This is a genomic window from Streptomyces sp. NBC_01197 (genome assembly GCF_036010505.1).
GTDB lineage: Bacteria > Actinomycetota > Actinomycetes > Streptomycetales > Streptomycetaceae > Streptomyces.
Map to the genome: position 1 here is coordinate 3,498,436 of NZ_CP108569.1, position 16,195 is coordinate 3,514,630.

The 16,195-nt window shown below is 70.6% G+C and carries 19 protein-coding genes; 1 reads left to right on the top strand and 18 read right to left on the bottom strand.

Translation table 11 applies throughout. The features are described 5' to 3' along the window. Positions 1-61 precede the first annotated feature (61 nt). The 6 genes from OG452_RS15885 to OG452_RS15910 form a co-directional block, all read right to left on the bottom strand. On the bottom strand, positions 62-328 hold the full coding sequence (locus OG452_RS15885) for a hypothetical protein (RefSeq protein ID WP_327296249.1): 267 nt from the start codon (positions 326-328) through the stop codon (positions 62-64). After that, positions 328-582 carry a hypothetical protein gene (locus tag OG452_RS15890; RefSeq protein WP_327296250.1) on the bottom strand — a complete coding sequence of 85 codons (255 nt, stop codon included), beginning with the start codon at positions 580-582 and terminating at the stop codon, positions 328-330. The genes OG452_RS15885 and OG452_RS15890 overlap by 1 nt, the downstream gene beginning before the upstream one ends. Positions 583-764: 182 nt before the next feature. Further along, positions 765-953, bottom strand: a complete 189-nt coding sequence (locus tag OG452_RS15895) for a DUF397 domain-containing protein (protein ID WP_327296251.1) — start codon at positions 951-953, stop codon at positions 765-767. Positions 954-966: 13 nt separating this feature from the next. Next, positions 967-1,821: a Scr1 family TA system antitoxin-like transcriptional regulator gene (locus OG452_RS15900; RefSeq protein WP_327296252.1), complete on the bottom strand. Its 855-nt coding sequence runs from the start codon at positions 1,819-1,821 to the stop codon at positions 967-969. Between the two features lie 53 nt (positions 1,822-1,874). Beyond that, a complete protein-coding gene (locus OG452_RS15905; RefSeq protein WP_327296253.1) occupies positions 1,875-2,411 on the bottom strand; it encodes a GNAT family N-acetyltransferase in 537 nt (178 codons plus the stop codon). Between the two features lie 141 nt (positions 2,412-2,552). Beyond that, positions 2,553-3,836 (bottom strand): adenylosuccinate synthase, encoded by a 1,284-nt coding sequence (locus tag OG452_RS15910; RefSeq protein ID WP_327296254.1) that lies wholly within the window; start codon positions 3,834-3,836, stop codon positions 2,553-2,555. A 165-nt stretch (positions 3,837-4,001) separates the two neighbouring features. On the opposite strand from OG452_RS15910, the gene OG452_RS15915 reads away from it, so the two are divergent. After that, positions 4,002-4,853: a diacylglycerol kinase gene (locus tag OG452_RS15915; protein ID WP_327296255.1), complete on the top strand. Its 852-nt coding sequence runs from the start codon at positions 4,002-4,004 to the stop codon at positions 4,851-4,853. A 77-nt stretch (positions 4,854-4,930) separates the two neighbouring features. Here OG452_RS15915 and OG452_RS15920 read toward each other — a convergent pair whose 3' ends face one another. The 12 genes from OG452_RS15920 to OG452_RS15975 form a co-directional block, all read right to left on the bottom strand. After that, positions 4,931-5,104 (bottom strand): hypothetical protein, encoded by a 174-nt coding sequence (locus OG452_RS15920; protein WP_327296256.1) that lies wholly within the window; start codon positions 5,102-5,104, stop codon positions 4,931-4,933. Between the two features lie 173 nt (positions 5,105-5,277). Continuing rightward, positions 5,278-5,874, bottom strand: a complete 597-nt coding sequence (locus OG452_RS15925) for a Uma2 family endonuclease (protein WP_327296257.1) — start codon at positions 5,872-5,874, stop codon at positions 5,278-5,280. A gap of 89 nt (positions 5,875-5,963) precedes the next feature. Then, on the bottom strand, positions 5,964-6,635 hold the full coding sequence (locus OG452_RS15930; protein ID WP_327296258.1) for a response regulator transcription factor: 672 nt from the start codon (positions 6,633-6,635) through the stop codon (positions 5,964-5,966). Further along, positions 6,632-7,942, bottom strand: a complete 1,311-nt coding sequence (locus OG452_RS15935) for a sensor histidine kinase (protein WP_327296259.1) — start codon at positions 7,940-7,942, stop codon at positions 6,632-6,634. The genes OG452_RS15930 and OG452_RS15935 overlap by 4 nt, the downstream gene beginning before the upstream one ends. A 131-nt stretch (positions 7,943-8,073) precedes the next feature. Further along, complete coding sequence (locus OG452_RS15940; RefSeq protein WP_327296260.1) at positions 8,074-8,940, bottom strand: alpha/beta hydrolase; 867 nt, start codon at positions 8,938-8,940, stop codon at positions 8,074-8,076. A 55-nt stretch (positions 8,941-8,995) separates the two neighbouring features. Beyond that, the gene (locus OG452_RS15945; RefSeq protein ID WP_327299652.1) at positions 8,996-10,153 is read right to left on the bottom strand and encodes a kynureninase; all 1,158 of its coding nucleotides are present in this window, start codon (positions 10,151-10,153) and stop codon (positions 8,996-8,998) included. Between the two features lie 310 nt (positions 10,154-10,463). Next, on the bottom strand, positions 10,464-11,342 hold the full coding sequence (locus tag OG452_RS15950) for a tryptophan 2,3-dioxygenase family protein (protein ID WP_327296261.1): 879 nt from the start codon (positions 11,340-11,342) through the stop codon (positions 10,464-10,466). 335 nt (positions 11,343-11,677) lie between these two features. After that, positions 11,678-12,091, bottom strand: coding sequence for a DUF3151 domain-containing protein (locus OG452_RS15955; protein ID WP_327296262.1), 414 nt, complete (start codon positions 12,089-12,091; stop codon positions 11,678-11,680). A 132-nt stretch (positions 12,092-12,223) separates the two neighbouring features. Then, positions 12,224-13,384 (bottom strand): MalY/PatB family protein, encoded by a 1,161-nt coding sequence (locus OG452_RS15960; protein WP_327296263.1) that lies wholly within the window; start codon positions 13,382-13,384, stop codon positions 12,224-12,226. Positions 13,385-13,487: 103 nt separating this feature from the next. Then, positions 13,488-14,519 carry a class II fructose-bisphosphate aldolase gene (gene fbaA, locus OG452_RS15965; RefSeq protein ID WP_327296264.1) on the bottom strand — a complete coding sequence of 344 codons (1,032 nt, stop codon included), beginning with the start codon at positions 14,517-14,519 and terminating at the stop codon, positions 13,488-13,490. A 169-nt stretch (positions 14,520-14,688) separates the two neighbouring features. Continuing rightward, positions 14,689-15,231, bottom strand: a complete 543-nt coding sequence (pyrE, locus tag OG452_RS15970) for an orotate phosphoribosyltransferase (RefSeq protein WP_327296265.1) — start codon at positions 15,229-15,231, stop codon at positions 14,689-14,691. A 123-nt stretch (positions 15,232-15,354) separates the two neighbouring features. Then, positions 15,355-16,158, bottom strand: a complete 804-nt coding sequence (locus OG452_RS15975; RefSeq protein WP_327296266.1) for an aldose epimerase family protein — start codon at positions 16,156-16,158, stop codon at positions 15,355-15,357. Between the last annotated feature and the right edge of the window lie 37 nt (positions 16,159-16,195).

Below are 16,195 nucleotides of genomic sequence, written 5' to 3' on the forward strand. Positions count from 1 at the left end.
CTCCCCGGGCGCCACAACTCCGCTGCGGCATGGGAATCGCGGGGCCCGGGAATTGCACCTCTCAGGCTTGGCGGCGCGTGACGAGGACTGCCTTTCGGCAGTCGGGCTGGTTCGTCGCCGGGGTGATCAGGGCAGCGGTGGTGTCATCGAGCGCGTAACACAGCTGGGCGTGCAGCGTCTCGGCCTCGGCGGGCGTCAGCCGCAGCGCGGCGTCGGCCTCGAAGGCCCCGTCGCGGCGCAGCCACAGGTCGATGGAGAGCGACCCGTCCGCCTCCCGCCGCACGGGCTTGCTGGGCACCCGGCTCACCCGTACCTGGTCCGCACTCATCAGGCCGCCGCTCCCGTCGTCCTGAGCACGAGGGCACCGACGCTGCACGCCTGACCCGCCCCTGCCACGACCACGATCCCGTCGAGCGCGAGCCGCATCGCGGTACGGCGGGTGCGGCGCTCGACGTCGATCGCGCAGAGGCTGGTACGCGGCAGCCGCAGGGGGCGTTGCGCGGACGCGGAGGGGAGCGGGGCGGGCACCAGGTTCAGGGGTACGCGCCTTCGCGCGAGATGAGTGCGGATACGGTGGAACATGCTGACGCTCCTCTGTGGCGTTGGCCATGCCCCGGGGTGCTGATGACACCGCCGGGGCACTCCGGTCCAGACGGTAACCAGGCGGCTACCGTCCGACGTCAGGTTAGCCACAAAAGTGCTGCCGCATCAACATTGATGCGCAAGATGTGCAGACCGGCATATGCGAGGAGCGCCCCGCGCCATCACACCAAGTCGTCGAACTCGCCTGACTTGGCTCCCGCCAGAAATGCCGCCAGCTTCACGGGAGTTGTCCGGATGATCACCGCAGGGTCGTCGCTTTCCCTCATCAGGACCTCGCCGTCGACAATGGCAAGTTCGAGGCAGTTGCCCGCTTGTTCCGAGAACGAAGACTTACGCCACTGAATGTCCACGACCCTCAAGCTCTCATAGCTCGTGCAGCACCTTGCGAATGAAGTCACGTGACCGCCCAGGCTCCAGCGCCCGTGTCTCCATACGATCCAACACCGCACGGTAGTTCGTCAGATGGGTCTCGGCATCGAGAAAGGTGAGGCCATCGGGCACATCGATCTGCACCGTGTCGAGCTGCCGGACCGGACCACTCGCGTACATCGTCGAGCTCCCCGCGCTGGGGAATCCTCCGGCAGCGAAAGGAATGACGCGCAGCGTCACCTCGTCCCGCTCCGACCACTTCAACAGCTCTCCCAACTGCCCGCGCACTACCGCTCGGTCGCCGAATAGCATCCGCAGCGCGGCCTCGTGGAGGAGAAACGAACAGTCGGGTGGACTCGGCCGGTCGAGCAGTGCCCGACGCCGCATCCGGAATTCCACGTGAAGATCCATCGCCTCGCGGGTCAACGGCGGGACCGCCTCCCCGAACACGGCGCGGGCGTAGTCCTCATGCTGCAACAGGCCGGGCAGGTGTGTGATCTGCACATGGCGCAGCGAGACGGCGTGATGCTCCAGCTCCACGAGGTCGAGCATGAACGAGGCGATCGAGTCCCGGAACTCGTCCCACCAGTTCGCCCCGGCGCGCTCCCTGGCCATGTCCGCCAGGGCATCCACGTAAGCCTGGTCGGGGCAGGAGTAGTTGCTCGCCCAGACGCGTACGCGGTCAGCGCTGACGCCGAATCGGGCGGACTCGGTGTTGCTGATCGCTGTCTTGTCCACGCGGTGCAGCGCGGCCGCGTCGGTGAGCGAGAGCCCGACATGCTCCCGCATCCTGCGCAGCTCAGCACCGAGACGTCGCTGCCGCTCCGTGGACGGCTTTCTGACAGGCACGAGTTCCCTCCCTCGCCAGGGCAGTTCCGTTCCGCCCGACGACCTCGGCCAGCCTACGGCGTGGCCGGGGACCACACGCCGCACCACTGTTCGGCGCCCCACGCCTCGAACCGCTCCGCCTCGGTGAACCCCAGCTTCGCCGCGAGGCGCATCGAGCGGGCGTTGGCGGTCTGGGTGAAGAGCACCACGGGCTGGCCGGGAAGCGCGTCGGCGAACCAGCCGAGCGCCGCCGCGCACGCCTCTGCGGCGTACCCGTGTCCCCAGGCATCCGGCAGGAACAGGTAACCGAGCGCGGGCAGATCCGGACGGACACGACTCCGCTGCTCCGGGCCGCGCCAATTGAGCTCGATGGTGCCGATCATCGCCCCGTCGAGCTCGACCACGAAAAGGCCCGGATGTCTCCCGGGTATCTCGGGCAACGCGCGCTCCAACTCAGCACGCGGCCGAGGGCCGCCCAGGTAGGCGCCCACCTCCGGCGAGGCGAGCAGCTCGATGGTCGCCGCACGGTCCCGGGCCTCGGACTCGCGGAGCACGAGGCGCTCGGTCTTGACCGGGACGGGTGGCCAGGAGGCGGAACCTAGTTCAGTCATCCGGGCAAGCTATCGCCCGGGCGGCGGACAGAGTAATCACACCACCTCGCCCGGGCGGCCGGACGCGCGACGGCGGCCGCCCCGTCACCACAGCAACAGGTCGGCCGCCGCACAGTGCGCCCGCGGTCCCTCTCAGGTCCGTCAGATGAACGAGTTGATCTCGATCGTCTCGGTCCGGCCCGGGCCCACACCGATCGCCGAGATCGGTGCGCCGGACATCTCCTCCAGCGCCTTCACGTACGCCTGCGCGTTCTTCGGCAGGTCGGCGAAGGTCTTCGCCTTGGTGATGTCCTCGGTCCAGCCGGGCAGGTACTCGTAGACCGGCTTCGCGTGGTGGAAGTCCGTCTGGCTGAACGGCAGCTCGTCGACGCGCTTGCCGTCGATCTCGTACGCCACGCACACCGGGATCTGCTCCCAGCCCGTGAGGATGTCGAGCTTGGTGAGGAAGAAGTCGGTCAGCCCGTTCACCCGCGTCGCATAGCGCGCGATGACCGCGTCGAACCAGCCGCAGCGGCGGTCGCGGCCGGTCGTGACGCCGTACTCGTGGCCGATCGAGCGCAGCTTGTCGCCGTCCTCGTCGAAGAGCTCGGTCGGGAACGGTCCGGCGCCCACCCGCGTGGTGTACGCCTTGAGGATGCCGATGACCCGGGTGATCTTCGTCGGGCCGACGCCGGTACCGGTGCAGGCGCCGCCCGCGGTCGGGTTGGACGACGTGACGAAGGGGTACGTGCCGTGGTCGACGTCCAGGAGCGTGCCCTGGCCGCCCTCCATGAGGACGACCTTGTTCTCGTCCAGCGCCTTGTTCAGGACGAGCGCGGTGTCCGCGACGTACGGGCGGATCTGCTCGCCGTAGCCGAGCAGCTCCTCGACGATCTGGCCGGCCTCGATCGCGCGCCGGTTGTAGAGCTTGGCGAGGATCTGGTTCTTGCCGTCGAGCGCGGCCTCGACCTTCTGCTCCAGGATCGACTCGTCGTAGAGGTCCTGGACGCGGATACCGACACGGTTGATCTTGTCGGCGTAGGCCGGGCCGATGCCCCGGCCGGTGGTGCCGATCTTCCGCTTGCCGAGGAACCGTTCCGTCACCTTGTCGACCGTGGTGTGATACGGCGTGATCAGATGCGCGTTACCGCTGACCAGCAGCTTGGACGTGTCCACGCCGCGGTCGTTCAGCCCGCTCAGCTCGGAGAGCAGGACCGCTGGGTCGACGACGACTCCGTTACCGATCACCGGAGTGCACTCCGGTGAGAGGATTCCGGAAGGGAGGAGGTGGAGCGCGTACTTCTGGTCGCCTACGACGACCGTGTGGCCGGCATTGTTGCCGCCCTGGTAGCGCACCACGTAATCCACGGATCCACCGAGGAGGTCGGTGGCCTTTCCCTTGCCCTCGTCACCCCACTGAGCACCGAGCAGCACAAGTGCGGGCACAGGCGTACACCCCTTCCGGGCGGGGCATGTCCAAGGTCAGGGGGCGCACGTCTGGCGTACGCCGATACCTGAACCGTCGAACCGGCTGCCCCGGAATAGACGAAGCCCCTGGCGCAATAGCGCAAGGGGCTCTTGCACAAAGATGCTACCCGAGGAAGGACCGAGGTGTCGGCTCCAGATCCCCCAGCGAGCACCGAGCATCAGCTGCTGGTGGTCATCGACCCGGTCGCCCGCCGTGCGGACGGCGAATCCGTACGGATCGCGAAGGACGTGCTGTGCGCCGGCGCACACGCCAAGATCTGTCTGCCCGAGGGGCCGGAGGAGTTCGCGCGGGCGCTCGCGAGACGCGGTCACCGGCGCCTCGTGGTGGTCGGCGACGACCGGGCGCTGCTCAGAGCGGTGACCCTGCTGCACCGCGAGCCCGACCGGGCACGCGGCGCCCTGTCCCTGGTGCCGGTCGGCCCGGCCCCCGCGCTGGAGCTGGCGCGGTCGCTGGGTGTCCCGGTGGGTGCGGTGGCCGCGGCGCGGTCGGTGCTCGACGGCGCGGTGCGCTGGCTGGACCTGCTGGTGGACGACAGCGACGCGGTGGTGCTGGGCGATCTGCGGATCCCGGTGCCGGCCCCGCGCTCCGGGCTGCCGGGCGCGGACGACGAAGGGGCGCACTCGGTGTGGGGCGCCTGCCGCTCGCTCGTACGGACCCTCGTCGGGCCTGCGCCCGCGCCGGAGGCGCCCCGGGTGCAGCGGCTGCGGGTGGAGGCGGACGGCGTCCTGCTGGCCGATCTGGACCGGCCGGTCACGGACGTCCGGGTCTCGTCGCGGGGCGGCGCGGGGAAGGCGGAGGTGACCATCGAGCTGCTCTCCGGTGACCGGCTGACGGCCGAGGCGCTGGCGGTGACCGTTTCCGGGGCGGACTTCCGGTACCGCAGGGACGGTCTGGTGGGCGGCCCGGTGCGGACCCGGACGTGGATGGTGCGGGCGGGGGTCTGGGGGCTGACGCTGCCCGCGGTCGCGGTGTAGGACGGTGGAGCGGCGGCTGACGCTGCCCGCGGTCGCGGTCGCGGTGCAGGACGACGGGGAAGGCCGCCCCGTAACCGTCAGCCGAAGCGCTTCTCGCACTCCACGTTCCAGCGCTCCATCAGCGCCGCCAGTTCCCCGTGCAGGAACTCGAAGAAGGCCAGCGTCTCCCCCCAGCCGCAGCCCTGCGGGGAGTCGGGCCCCAGGTTCGCGACGCCTTCGCGCAGGGCGTCCTCCCAGCGCTTGATGACCATGTCGCGGCTGGCCCAGGACCGGCTGCGGGAGTTCCAGTGCCCGGCGCGGAGATGGCCTGGTCACCGGTGGTGATCCTGCTGCTGCTCACGGCGGCGCCGGTGGCAGGGGGCCTGACGGCACTGCGGCGGAGGGACATGAACGGGTGAGGGGGCGGGTCCCTCACCCCGGGGGGTCAGCGCACGTAGTTCTGGAGCACTTCGGTGTCGAGCTCGATACCCACCGGGTCGGGCAGCATGAGCACTTCGCCGAACTTGACGGTGTGACTGTCGCGGTAGCCGCCGCCTTCCGGGTCCGGCGCACTGAACACCGTGACGGCACCGGCCTCGCGGTCGACCAGCAGATAGACGGGAATCCCGGCGCCGGCGTAGGCGACGGGCTTCTCCTTGCGGTCCCGGCGGTCGGTGTCACGGTCGTACGAAGTGATCTCGACGGTCATCAGCACACCGTCCGGATCCGCCCACTCACCCTGCCCCGCGAAGTTGCCCCGCGGGGCAAGAGAACCGTCCGGACGCGCCCTGCCGTTACGGTACGACTCGACCTTCAGACCCTGGTCACCGCCGTACAGTCCGAGTTCGGGCCGGTGCTGCATACAGATTCCCTGCAGCCACATCCAGATCTCGTTGTGATCCCCGTCCGGCACTCCGCTGTCTCCGATCCGACCGTCGATGAACTCCAGCCTGACGGCATCGGACTCCGTAGCCGAGAACTTGGCGATCTTCTCGAATTCCTCGACCGTGATCTGAGACGTGCGCTCTGCCATAACCGTCATCTTGCACCCCCTTCTGTGCGAGCACCAGTGTCGCCAGGCGGACGCCGATCCGGGCCCGAACCCGCGACGATCGCCCGTTCGAGTGATCGCTACCCCGGCCTGACCAGCCCGGTCTCGTATGCGAAGACCGCCGCCTGGGTCCGGTCCCGCAGGCCGAGTTTCACCAGGATCCGGCTCACGTGCGTTTTGATGGTGGACTCGGCGACGATCAGCCGGGAGGCGATCTCCGCGTTCGACAGGCCCTGCGCGATCAGCACCAGCACCTCACTCTCGCGCTCCGTGAGTTCCTCGACCCGGGCGAGCGAGGGCTGCCTCGGGGTGTCCGACAGCCGGGAGAACTCGACGATCAGTCGCTTGGTGATCGTGGGGGCGAGCAGCGCCTCGCCGGCCGCCACCACCCTTACGCCATCGGCCAGTTGGCGGGCCGACGCGTCCTTCAGCAGAAAGCCCGACGCCCCCGCGCGCAGCGCCTGGTAGACGTACTCGTCGAGGTCGAAGGTGGTCAGGACCAGCACCTTCGCCGCCTCGTCCGCCGCGACGATCTCGCGGGTCGCCTCGATGCCGTTCAGCTCGGGCATCCGGATGTCCATCAGGACCACGTCCGGGCGCAGGGCCGCCACCTGGGCCACCGCCTCGACACCGTTGACCGCCTCGCCGATCACCTCGATGTCCGGCATCGCGTTGAGCAGGACCGAGAACCCCTCGCGCACCATCATCTGGTCGTCGACGATCAGGACTCTGATGGCCGGCGCGGCCGTCATTCGGACTCCTCCGCGGAACGCTGCACCGGGATGAACGCGGCTATCTCGTAACCGCCGTCCTCCGTGCTCTCCGTGGTGATCTCACCGTTCAGCATGGTGACCCGCTCCCGCATCCCGGTGAGGCCGTGGCCGGCTCCCGGGGAAGGCTTGACAAGGCCCTGCGGCGGCCCGTTGATCACGCGCAGACCGAGCCCGCCCAGGACGTAACTGATCTCCACCCGGGCCTGCGAGCCCGGCGCGTGGCGCAGCGTGTTGCTCAGCGCCTCCTGGATGATGCGGTACGCCGACAGCTCGACGCCCTGCGGGAGTTCACGTACCGCGCCGGTCACGGTCTTCTCCACGGCGAGGCCCGCCTCCCGGACGTTGGTGAGCAGCCCTTCGAGTTCGGCGAGGGTGGGCTGCGGGGCGTCCGGCGCCTCGTAGTCCTCGGCCCGTACGACGCCGAGCACCCGGCGCAGCTCCGTCAGGGCCGCCACCGCGTTCTCCCTGATCACCTCGAACGACCTGGTCAGCTCGGGCGGCGGATCGGTCACCCGGTACGGGGCGGCCTCGGCCTGGATGGCGACCACCGACATGTGGTGGGCGACGACGTCGTGCAGCTCACGGGCGATGGTGGTGCGCTCCTCCAGCAGGGTGCGCCGGTCGCGTTCGATGGCGGTGACCGTCTGCTGGGCGGTGACCTCGCGGTGCGCCTCGCGGCGGACCTGCACCGTCGTGGTGACGAGGAGGGCGACCGCGGAGAGGAACAGCATCAGCGCCATGTTGGAGCCGTTCATATCGACAGGGCCCACCACCGCCCCCGTGAGGAACCCGTACAGCGCCGTACCCGCCCACATCCAGGCGGCGGTCCGCGGACTGGTCCTGGCCGCGACCACGGTCACCACCACGAGATGCGCGAGGAAGACGCTGTCGGGCCAGGGCCAGGACCCCCAGCTGCTGCCGAGCAGGCTGACGACGGGGGCGGACGCCAGCGACACCCACCAGGCGCCGACCGGCCTGACCAGGGTCATCACGACCGCAGCGGCCGAGATCAGACCGGTCAGGAGAGACAGGGGCCCTTCGAAGCTGACGGTGCCGTGGGCGGCCAGCAGCAGCGTGATCAGGGCGAAGCCCAGCACCACCGCGTGCGGGATCCACCTCGCGCGGGCCCGTATCCGGCCGGGCAACCGCCTGGTCAGCGGTCCGTCCGTCCGCATCGGCTGCAGCGGGCGGTAGGCGAAGGCATCGTTGAAGAGGTCCTGGCGCAGGCCCGCCAGGACTCCCTGGGCCAGTCGTAGCTCTGGGCTCCGCGTCTCTGTATCGGTCACAGCACCACGGTAGGCGGCGGCGCCGTCCCGGTCGTCCGCACTGATGCGGAACCTGGGAGGTCCTCCTCAGGTACTACCGGTGGGGGACGGACCTCATTGAGGTCAGTTGTGCTGCCGACGGGCGCCGGTCCTCACCAGGCCAGTTGCTCGATCTCCGCGACGACCACCGCGCAGGCGTCGGCCGCCGGGTCGATCGGCGCGTAGTGCCCGACGCCGTCGAGCAGTGTCACGCCGACCAGCTCGCCCTCCTTGGCCGCCGCGTCCGCGTACGCGTCGGCGAGCTGCGGCGGAACGGTGGTGTCGTCCCGGCCCTGGACGACCGTGGTCGCGATGCCGGTGGGGAGCAGAGCGGACGGGTCCGCCCACTGCGCACGGACCACGGCTGTGGTGTCCGCGCCCGCTGTGCCTGCCGCTGCCGTGTCGGCGGACGCCAGGAACTGCTCCACTGCGCCCTCGCACACCCCCAGCTCACGGGCGAGGGCGAAGTGTGCGAGCGGGGCCAGCGCGACCACCCCACGGAAGGGCGGCGTGGAACGGTGCCACGGCGCCTCGGGCGGCAGTACGTGCCGGGCGGCCGCCCACAGCGCGAGGTGCCCGCCGGCCGAGTGCCCGGTGAGGACCGTCCGGCGCAGGTCGGCACGCGGCAGGCCGGACGGTACGAGATCGGGCAGCGCGTCCAGGGCGGCGGCGACGTCATCGAGGGTGTCGGGCCACCGGCCGGCGCTCGCCTCCTCGGCACCGCCCCGCCGGTACTCGACACTGGCTACCGCGAAGCCCCGGCGGGCCAGGAAGGCCGCGAACGGAGAGATGTGCCCGCGGTCGTACCGCTGCCGCCAGGAGCCGCCGTGCAGCACGACGACGAGCGGGACCGGCCCCTCGCCGCCGTGCGGGGCGTAGAAGTCCACGGCCTGGTCGGGGTGTTCGCCGTACGCAGCGGTGGCATCGGGGGCGACTGCGGGATGCGCGAGGACCGAATCGGCCTCTGCGTCGTCCGACATACGGCTTCAACCTCTCTCTGTGCGGGCCGGATTGCCCTGACCAGCGGGGACGCTATCAGGCCAGTACCTCCCCCAGAACGCGCGCGGCACGCAGCGCATCGCCGAAACTGACGTAGAGCGGGGTGAACCCGAAGCGCAGGATGTCCGGCGGCCTGAAGTCACCGACGACGCCGCGGGCGATCAGCTCCTTCATGACCGCCCCGGCGTTCTCGCACCTCAGCGACACCTGGCTGCCCCGCTGTTCGTGGATGGCCGGGGTCACCGATTCGAGGTTCACGCACTCCAGGAAGAAGTCCGTCAGGGCGAGTGACTTGGTCCGGACCGCCTCGACCGACACCCCGTCCCATACATCGAGCGCCGACTCCAGCGCGAGCATCGAGAGGATGTCGGGGGTGCCGACCCGGCCGCGCGGGGCGCCGTCGGCCGGGGTGTATCCGGGCTCCATGCCGAACGGGTCCTGGTGCGAGTTCCAGCCCGGCAGCGGGGAGTCGAAAGAGGCCTGGAGGTCCGGGCGCACGTACAGGAAGGCGGGCGAACCCGGCCCGCCGTTCAGGTACTTGTAGGTGCAGCCGACCGCGAAGTCGACGCCGTGGGCCGCCAGCCCGACCGGCAGCGCACCCGCGCTGTGGCAGAGATCCCAGACGACCGCCGCGCCCGCCGCGTGCACGGCGGCGGTCACGGCGGGCAGGTCGTGCAGCCGTCCTGTGCGGTAGTCGACATGGTTGACCAGGGCGGCGGCGGTACGGGGGCCGACCGGGTCGCCCGGTGCGTACGGGACGATCCGCCGGCCGGTCATCCGGGCCGCCGACGCGGCGATGTAGCCGTCCGTCGGGAAGGTCGCGGCGTCGACCAGGATCTCGTCTCGGTCGTCCCCGGCCGGCCGGACCGCTGCCACAAGTGCCTTGAAGACGTTGACGCTTGTCGAGTCGCCGACGACCACGGTGCCGGGCGCCGCACCGACGAGCGGCGCGATCCTGTCACCGATGCGCTCCGGCGCGGTCCACCAGCCGGACTCCTCCCAGGAGCGGATGCCCATCGCACCCCACTCGTGGGTGATGACCTCCTGCATCCGCGCGGGAACGTGCCGGGGCAGGGCGCCGAGGGAGTTGCCGTCGAGGTAGACCGTGCCGGGGGCGACGGTGAACAGCTGCCGGAGCGGGGCCAGTTCGTCGGCGGCGTCGAGCTCGGCGGCCCGGCGGGCCAGGTCGGACAGGTCCGACAGGGCGGACGGGGCTGAGGGGCCGGGCAGGGCGGACAGGTCGGGCTCGGACTGCACCGGTGCGGGCTTCATCAGCTGGTCCTCGGTCGTCGGGGGGATCGCGGTGGACGGGGACATCGAGGTCGTCGGGGGCATCGAGGTCGTCGGGGGCATCGGCGAATGCGGCACCGCCGGGGCTTCGCCATGGGTCGCCGGGTCCTGCCGGGTCGCCGGGTCCTGCCGGGTGGCCGGGTCCTGCCGGGTCGCCGGGTCCTGCCGGGTCGCCGGGTCCTGCCGGGTGGCCGGGTCCTGCCGGGTGGCTGGGTCAGACATGGCTGCGTGCCGTCCACAGCTCGGGGAACACGCTCTTCGCGGCGCGCTTCTCCAGCCAGGCGACCCCGGCCGAGCCGCCCGTGCCGGTCTTGGACCCCATCGCCCTGCGGGTCGCGACCAGATGGTCGTTGCGCCAGCGCCACACCAGTTCGCCGACATCGGTCAGCCCCTCGCCGAGCTGTACCAGCGGGGAGTCCTGCTCCCCCGTGTACACCGCGGTCCAGACGGCCTCGACCTCCGGCGACGGCTCGTACTTCGCAGAGAGATCGCGCTCAAGCACGGCGGCGGGCACCGGCTGCCCGTGCCGGGCGAGGAACCGCAGCACCTCGTCGTACAGGCTCGGCTCCTGGAGCGCCTTCTCCAGCTCGGCGTGGACCCGCGGCGCTCCGCGATGCGGGACCAGCATCGAAGCGGACTTATCGCCCAGCAGGAACTCCAGCCTGCGGTACATCGCGGACTGGAAGCCCGACCCCTCGCCGAGCGCACCGCGGTACGCGTTGAACTGTGCGGGCGTGAGCTGGGCCAGCGGCCGCCAGGAGTCGTTGAGCGACTGCAGTTCGTACGTGGAGCGCTTCAGGGCGGCGAGGGCGGCCGGCAGATCGTCACCGCGCAGGGCTGCCGCCGCGGTCTCCCACTCATGGACGATCACGGTAAACCACAGCTCCATGACCTGGGTGGTCACCAGGAAGACCATCTCGCCCGGATCGTCGGAACGCAGATGCTGGAGGTGGGTGAGGACGTCCGCCTGGACGTAGTCCTCGTACGGGGTGGTCCCCGCGAAGTCCAGATTCGGGGCCGGGTCGCTCGAAGCCGGGGCGTGGCTCGGGGCCGGGTGGTGGTTCGGGGCGGGGTCGTGCGAAGGCGTAGACATCGCTGTCTCCTCGGTCGTGCTCCAGGTAGCGGTCCGCCCCTTCCGTCGACAGGTGGGCCCCGGTCCCCACCTTCATCATTGACGCCAAACCTCCTCCTCGGCAAGACAAGCAAGGACCGGACACATGCGTGCGTGTCCGGTCCTTGCCCGCCATGCCCGAACAGACGCTCGGAACAACAGCTGATCGACCTGGAACGGCTCTGGCACAGGCAATGATCTGCGGGCCCGCGCCGCGATGGGGGCACCTCCGTAACGGCCCGACGGCTCCCGGAACGCGGTGGGCCGGTCCCCGGGCAACCCCCCGGGGACCGGCCGCCGCACACAATCCGCCGGGCTCAGCCCAGCGTGTCCGCCGCAGCCGGCGAGGAGTCACGCAGGAACTCCGTGCAGCGCTCGTACTCCTCGTGCTCACCGATCGACTGCGCGGCGCGGGCCAGGGCGTGCAGGGCGCGCAGGAAGCCGCGGTTCGGCTCGTGGTCCCACGGCACGGGGCCGTGGCCCTTCCAGCCGGCCCGGCGCAGCGAGTCGAGACCGCGGTGGTAGCCGGTACGGGCGTAGGCGTACGACTCGACGACCCGCCCGTGCTCGAAGGCGTCGTCGGCCAGCTGCGCCCAGGCGAGCGAGGAGGTCGGGTACTTCGCCGCCACATCGGCGGGGGCGGTGCCACCCGCGAGGAGCTCGCGGGGTTCGGGGTCGTCGGGAAGACGGGTCTCGGGAGGGCCCCCGAGCAGATTCTCGTGAATGGACATGGAAGCCAGTCTGCCTGGCCCCGGCGGATACAGCTGCCACGGGCAGCAGACCCCGGACCGGACAGGCGCTCCCCCGGCCGCTCGCGCCAGGCCGTGCCGCGACGTCGCGTGGTCGCCCGCAAGCGCTCCCGGCTACGGCCGCACGGCCCGGACAGCCCGCACGAGCGCGTCGGCGCCCGCCTCCGCCTTGTTCCGCGGGCAGCCCAGGTTGAGCCGTACGAACCCATCCGCCCGGTAGACCGAGCCCGGCATGATCGCCACCTTCTCCACCTCGATCAGCCGGCGCTGGAGCGCCGCGCTGTCGATGCCCAGTGGGCGCAGATCGATCCAGGCGAGATAGCCGGCCTGCGGAGGCGCCCAGCCCAGCCCGGGGAAGGCCGTGTCCAGCCGCTCGGCGAGCATCGACAGATTCGCCGCGGTGTACGCGCGCACCGCGTCCAGCCAGGCCGCCCCGTACCGGTAGGCCGCGATGTGCGCCGTCAGCGAGAGCACAGCGGGCGAGGCAAGCCCCTCAGCCGTCTCCATACGGGTGAGGTACTCCGCCCGGTCGTCCGGGTCGCCGATCATGCCGTACGAACCGGTCAGCGCCGGGAAGTTGAACGCCTTGCTGCCGGAGGTGACGAGTGCCCAGCGGCCGCGCCCGTACCGGGTCCACGGCAGATGCCGGTGCCCGTCGTGCACGAAGTCGGCGTGGATCTCGTCGCAGACGACTGCGGCGCCGTACCGCCCGGCGAGTGCGGCGAACCGGGTCAGTTCGTCGTGGGTCCACACCCGGCCGGTGGGATTGTGCGGCGAGCAGAGCAGCAGGACCTTGCTGTCCGGCCGGGCGAGCTGTCGCTCCAGCTCCGCGTCGTCGTCCACCGGGCAGCCGCGCAGCTCCCGGCCCAGGCCGGAGACCGCCTTGGTGAAGCCGTCGTAGGTGGGGGTGTGAACCACCACACCGTCGCCCTCGTGGGTCCACATCCGCAGCAGCTGCGAGAGCTGGTTGAGCACGGAGGGCCCGTACACGAGCCGGCCGGTGTCGATCCGGGTGTCGAAGCGGGTCGCGTACCAGTCGCGTATCGCGTCCCGGAACTCCCCGAGCCGCCAGTCGGTGTAGCCGAAGACCCCGTGGTCGATCCGCTCGTGGAGGGCGGCGAGGACCTCGGGCGGGCAGCGGAAGTCCATGTCGGAGATGGTGAAGGGCAGCAACCCGGCCACGCCGAACCGGTCCGCGACCCCGTCCCACTGGACGCTCCACGAACCGCGCCGGTCGACAGCGGTGTCGAAGTCGTACTCCGCGTCGTACCCCATGTGCGGTGCCCTCTCTGACCTGGCTGATCCGACGGTGACTGCGGATACGCCGGGCCCGGCACCCCTGGTCGGGATACCGGGCCCGGCGTGACGGACGTGCCTACTACTTGATGCGGGTGCCCGTGGAGCGCAGGTTCGCGCAGGCCTCGGTGACGCGCTTCGCCATGCCGGCCTCGGCGGCCTTGCCCCAGGTGCGCGGGTCGTAGGTCTTCTTGGAGCCGACCTCGCCGTCGACCTTCAGGACGCCGTCGTAGTTGCGGAACATGTGGTCCACCACGGGGCGGGTGAAGGCGTACTGGGTGTCGGTGTCGAGGTTCATCTTCACGACGCCGTTCTCCAGCGCGGTGGCGATCTCCTCCGCGGAGGACCCGGAGCCGCCGTGGAAGACGAAGTCGAACGGCTGGCTGCCGGCGGGCTTGCCGTACTTGGCGGAGACGCCCTCCTGGAGGTCCTTGAGGAGCTCGGGGCGGAGGACGACGTTGCCCGGCTTGTAGACGCCGTGCACGTTGCCGAAGGAAGCGGCCAGCAGGTAGCGGCCCTTCTCGCCCAGACCGAGCGCCTCGGCGGTACGCAGCGCGTCGTCGACGGTCGTGTACAGCGAGTCGTTGATCTCGTGGCTGACGCCGTCCTCCTCGCCGCCGGTCGGGGTGATCTCGACCTCAAGAATGATCTTCGCGGCGGTAGCCAGCGCCAGCAGCTCCTGGCCGATGGCCAGGTTGTCGGCGAGGGTCTCGGCGGAGCCATCCCACATGTGCGACTGGAAGAGCGGGTTGAGACCGGCCTCGACCCGCTTGCGGGAGACCTCAAGGAGCGGACGGACATAGCCGTCGAGCTTGTCCTTGGGGCAGTGGTCGGTGTGCAGCGCGACCGTGACCGGGTACTTCTCGCCGACGATGTGCGCGAACTCGGCGAGCGCGACCGATCCGGTGACCATGTCCTTGGCGTACTGGCCGCCCAGGAACTCCGCACCGCCGGTGGAGATCTGGATGATGCCGTCGCTCTCGGCCTCGGCGAAGCCGCGCAGCGCCGCGTGCAAGGTCTGGGTCGAGGTCACATTGATGGCCGGGTAGGCGAACTTGCCTGCCTTCGCCCGGTCGAGCATCTCGTTGTAGACCTCGGGGGTTGCGATGGGCATCTGTCCGCTCCTTGGGATGTGCGGTGTGCGTATGTGGTCCCTGACCTGGGGGCGACGTCATCGTCGCCCCCATCTTTCCAGACTCCTGGCGCGGGTCCACCGGGCGTGGTGCCTTGACCCGGGCGACGGGGTGTGGTTTCACGTGAAACCACACCCGGTAGTCAGGACCTCACAGGTCGAGGTCGCCCTGGCTGTACGCGAAGACATACGGCACGCCCGCCTCGGCGATGACCTCGGCGGCGCCGGTGTCACGGTCCACGATCGTGGCGACTGCCACGACCTCGCCACCGGCCTCGCGCACCGCCTCCACGGCGGTCATCGGAGAACCGCCCGTCGTGGTGGTGTCCTCGACGACCAGGACGCGGCGGCCCTTGATGTCCGGGCCCTCGATGCGGCGCTGCATCCCGTGGGCCTTGGCGGCCTTGCGTACGACGAAGGCGTCCAGCGTCTTTCCGCGTGCGGCGGAGGCGTGCAGCATGGCGTCCGCGATCGGGTCGGCGCCGAGCGTCAGGCCGCCGACCGCGTCGAAGTCCAGTTCGTCGGTCAGATCCAGCATCACCTGGCCGACCAGGGGCGCGGCCACGCCGTCCAGGGTGATCCGGCGCAGATCGATGTACCAGTCGGCTTCGAGCCCCGAGGAGAGCATCACCTTGCCGTGCACCACGGCCTTGTTCTTGATGTGCTGGAGCAGATCAGCGCGTACGTCAGTCATGCCCCCGAGCTTAATTGCGATGACGCCCGGACTTCCTCGCGGCGGCTCGGCGGGCGGCCTCGCGGCGGCTCGGGGTCAGTTCCACGCCGGCTCGGGGCCGTTCCACTCCGGCTCCTCGATGGCTCAGAGGCGGCGCCAGCTCCAGGTCGTCGCGATCTCCAGCGGGTCGATGGGCGTCACCAGGCGGGGCAGCGTGTTCAGGCCGTTCGGCGGCCCGGACTGGGGCTCGACGCAGACCGCTTCCGCCTGCTCGTCGTAGATCACGACCCACTCGTCGCGGCTCTGCACCTTCAGCTCCAGCTGCCCGGGCCAGGTGAGGGTCACATCCACGCCGTCCGGCATCCCGAAGCAGTCGTCCCAGGGACCGGGGAGCGGGTCGATCCGCTTGCCCGTGGGCAGGTGGTCCTCGCCGCGCTCCTCCTGCCAGGCGGGCTGGAAGTCGACCTGCGCATCGCCTCCGGCGCCCAGGCTCCGGTTGAACCAGGGGTGCCAGCCCGCCTGCGCCGGGAACGAGTCGCCGTAGGTCTCCACACCGAGCGTGAGAGTCAGGGCGGACTCGGTCAGCTCAAAGGACTGGGTGACCCGGCCCGGGTACGGCCAGGGGTCGGCCAGATCGTAGGTGAACACCGCCACACCGGAGCCGTCGTTGCTGCCGGGCCGGGAGCGCCGCCACGCGGTGCTGCGGCCGGTGCCGTGGATGGCGTGCGGCGGGGAGTTCAGCGGCAGCTGGTGCGGGATGCCGCCGTTGGTGAACCGCCCGTTCCCGGTACGGCCGCACCAGGGCACCATCGGGAAACAGCCGAACTTGGCTCCCTGGCGCAGCAGTTCGGTGCCACCGAGGCGGAGGCTGCGGATACGGCACCCGTTCTCGGGGCTCACGGTCAACTCGACGTCGCCGGCGACCAGCCGGACCTCTTCGCTACTCACGCCCCGACCCTAACGGGACCGGGACCGCTCGGCCGCC

Bases quoted from the DNA above. Each gene is read 5' to 3' on its own strand.
- OG452_RS15885 (WP_327296249.1), bottom strand. From the start codon at position 328: ATGAGTGCGGACCAGGTACGGGTGAGCCGGGTGCCCAGCAAGCCCGTG.
- OG452_RS15890 (WP_327296250.1), bottom strand. From the start codon at position 582: ATGTTCCACCGTATCCGCACTCATCTCGCGCGAAGGCGCGTACCCCTG.
- OG452_RS15905 (WP_327296253.1), bottom strand. From the start codon at position 2,411: ATGACTGAACTAGGTTCCGCCTCCTGGCCACCCGTCCCGGTCAAGACC.
- OG452_RS15920 (WP_327296256.1), bottom strand. From the start codon at position 5,104: ATGGTCATCAAGCGCTGGGAGGACGCCCTGCGCGAAGGCGTCGCGAAC.
- OG452_RS15925 (WP_327296257.1), bottom strand. From the start codon at position 5,874: ATGACGGTTATGGCAGAGCGCACGTCTCAGATCACGGTCGAGGAATTC.
- OG452_RS15930 (WP_327296258.1), bottom strand. From the start codon at position 6,635: ATGACGGCCGCGCCGGCCATCAGAGTCCTGATCGTCGACGACCAGATG.
- OG452_RS15940 (WP_327296260.1), bottom strand. From the start codon at position 8,940: ATGTCGGACGACGCAGAGGCCGATTCGGTCCTCGCGCATCCCGCAGTC.
- OG452_RS15950 (WP_327296261.1), bottom strand. From the start codon at position 11,342: ATGTCTACGCCTTCGCACGACCCCGCCCCGAACCACCACCCGGCCCCG.
- OG452_RS15955 (WP_327296262.1), bottom strand. From the start codon at position 12,091: ATGTCCATTCACGAGAATCTGCTCGGGGGCCCTCCCGAGACCCGTCTT.
- OG452_RS15960 (WP_327296263.1), bottom strand. From the start codon at position 13,384: ATGGGGTACGACGCGGAGTACGACTTCGACACCGCTGTCGACCGGCGC.
- fbaA (WP_327296264.1), bottom strand. From the start codon at position 14,519: ATGCCCATCGCAACCCCCGAGGTCTACAACGAGATGCTCGACCGGGCG.
- pyrE (WP_327296265.1), bottom strand. From the start codon at position 15,231: ATGACTGACGTACGCGCTGATCTGCTCCAGCACATCAAGAACAAGGCC.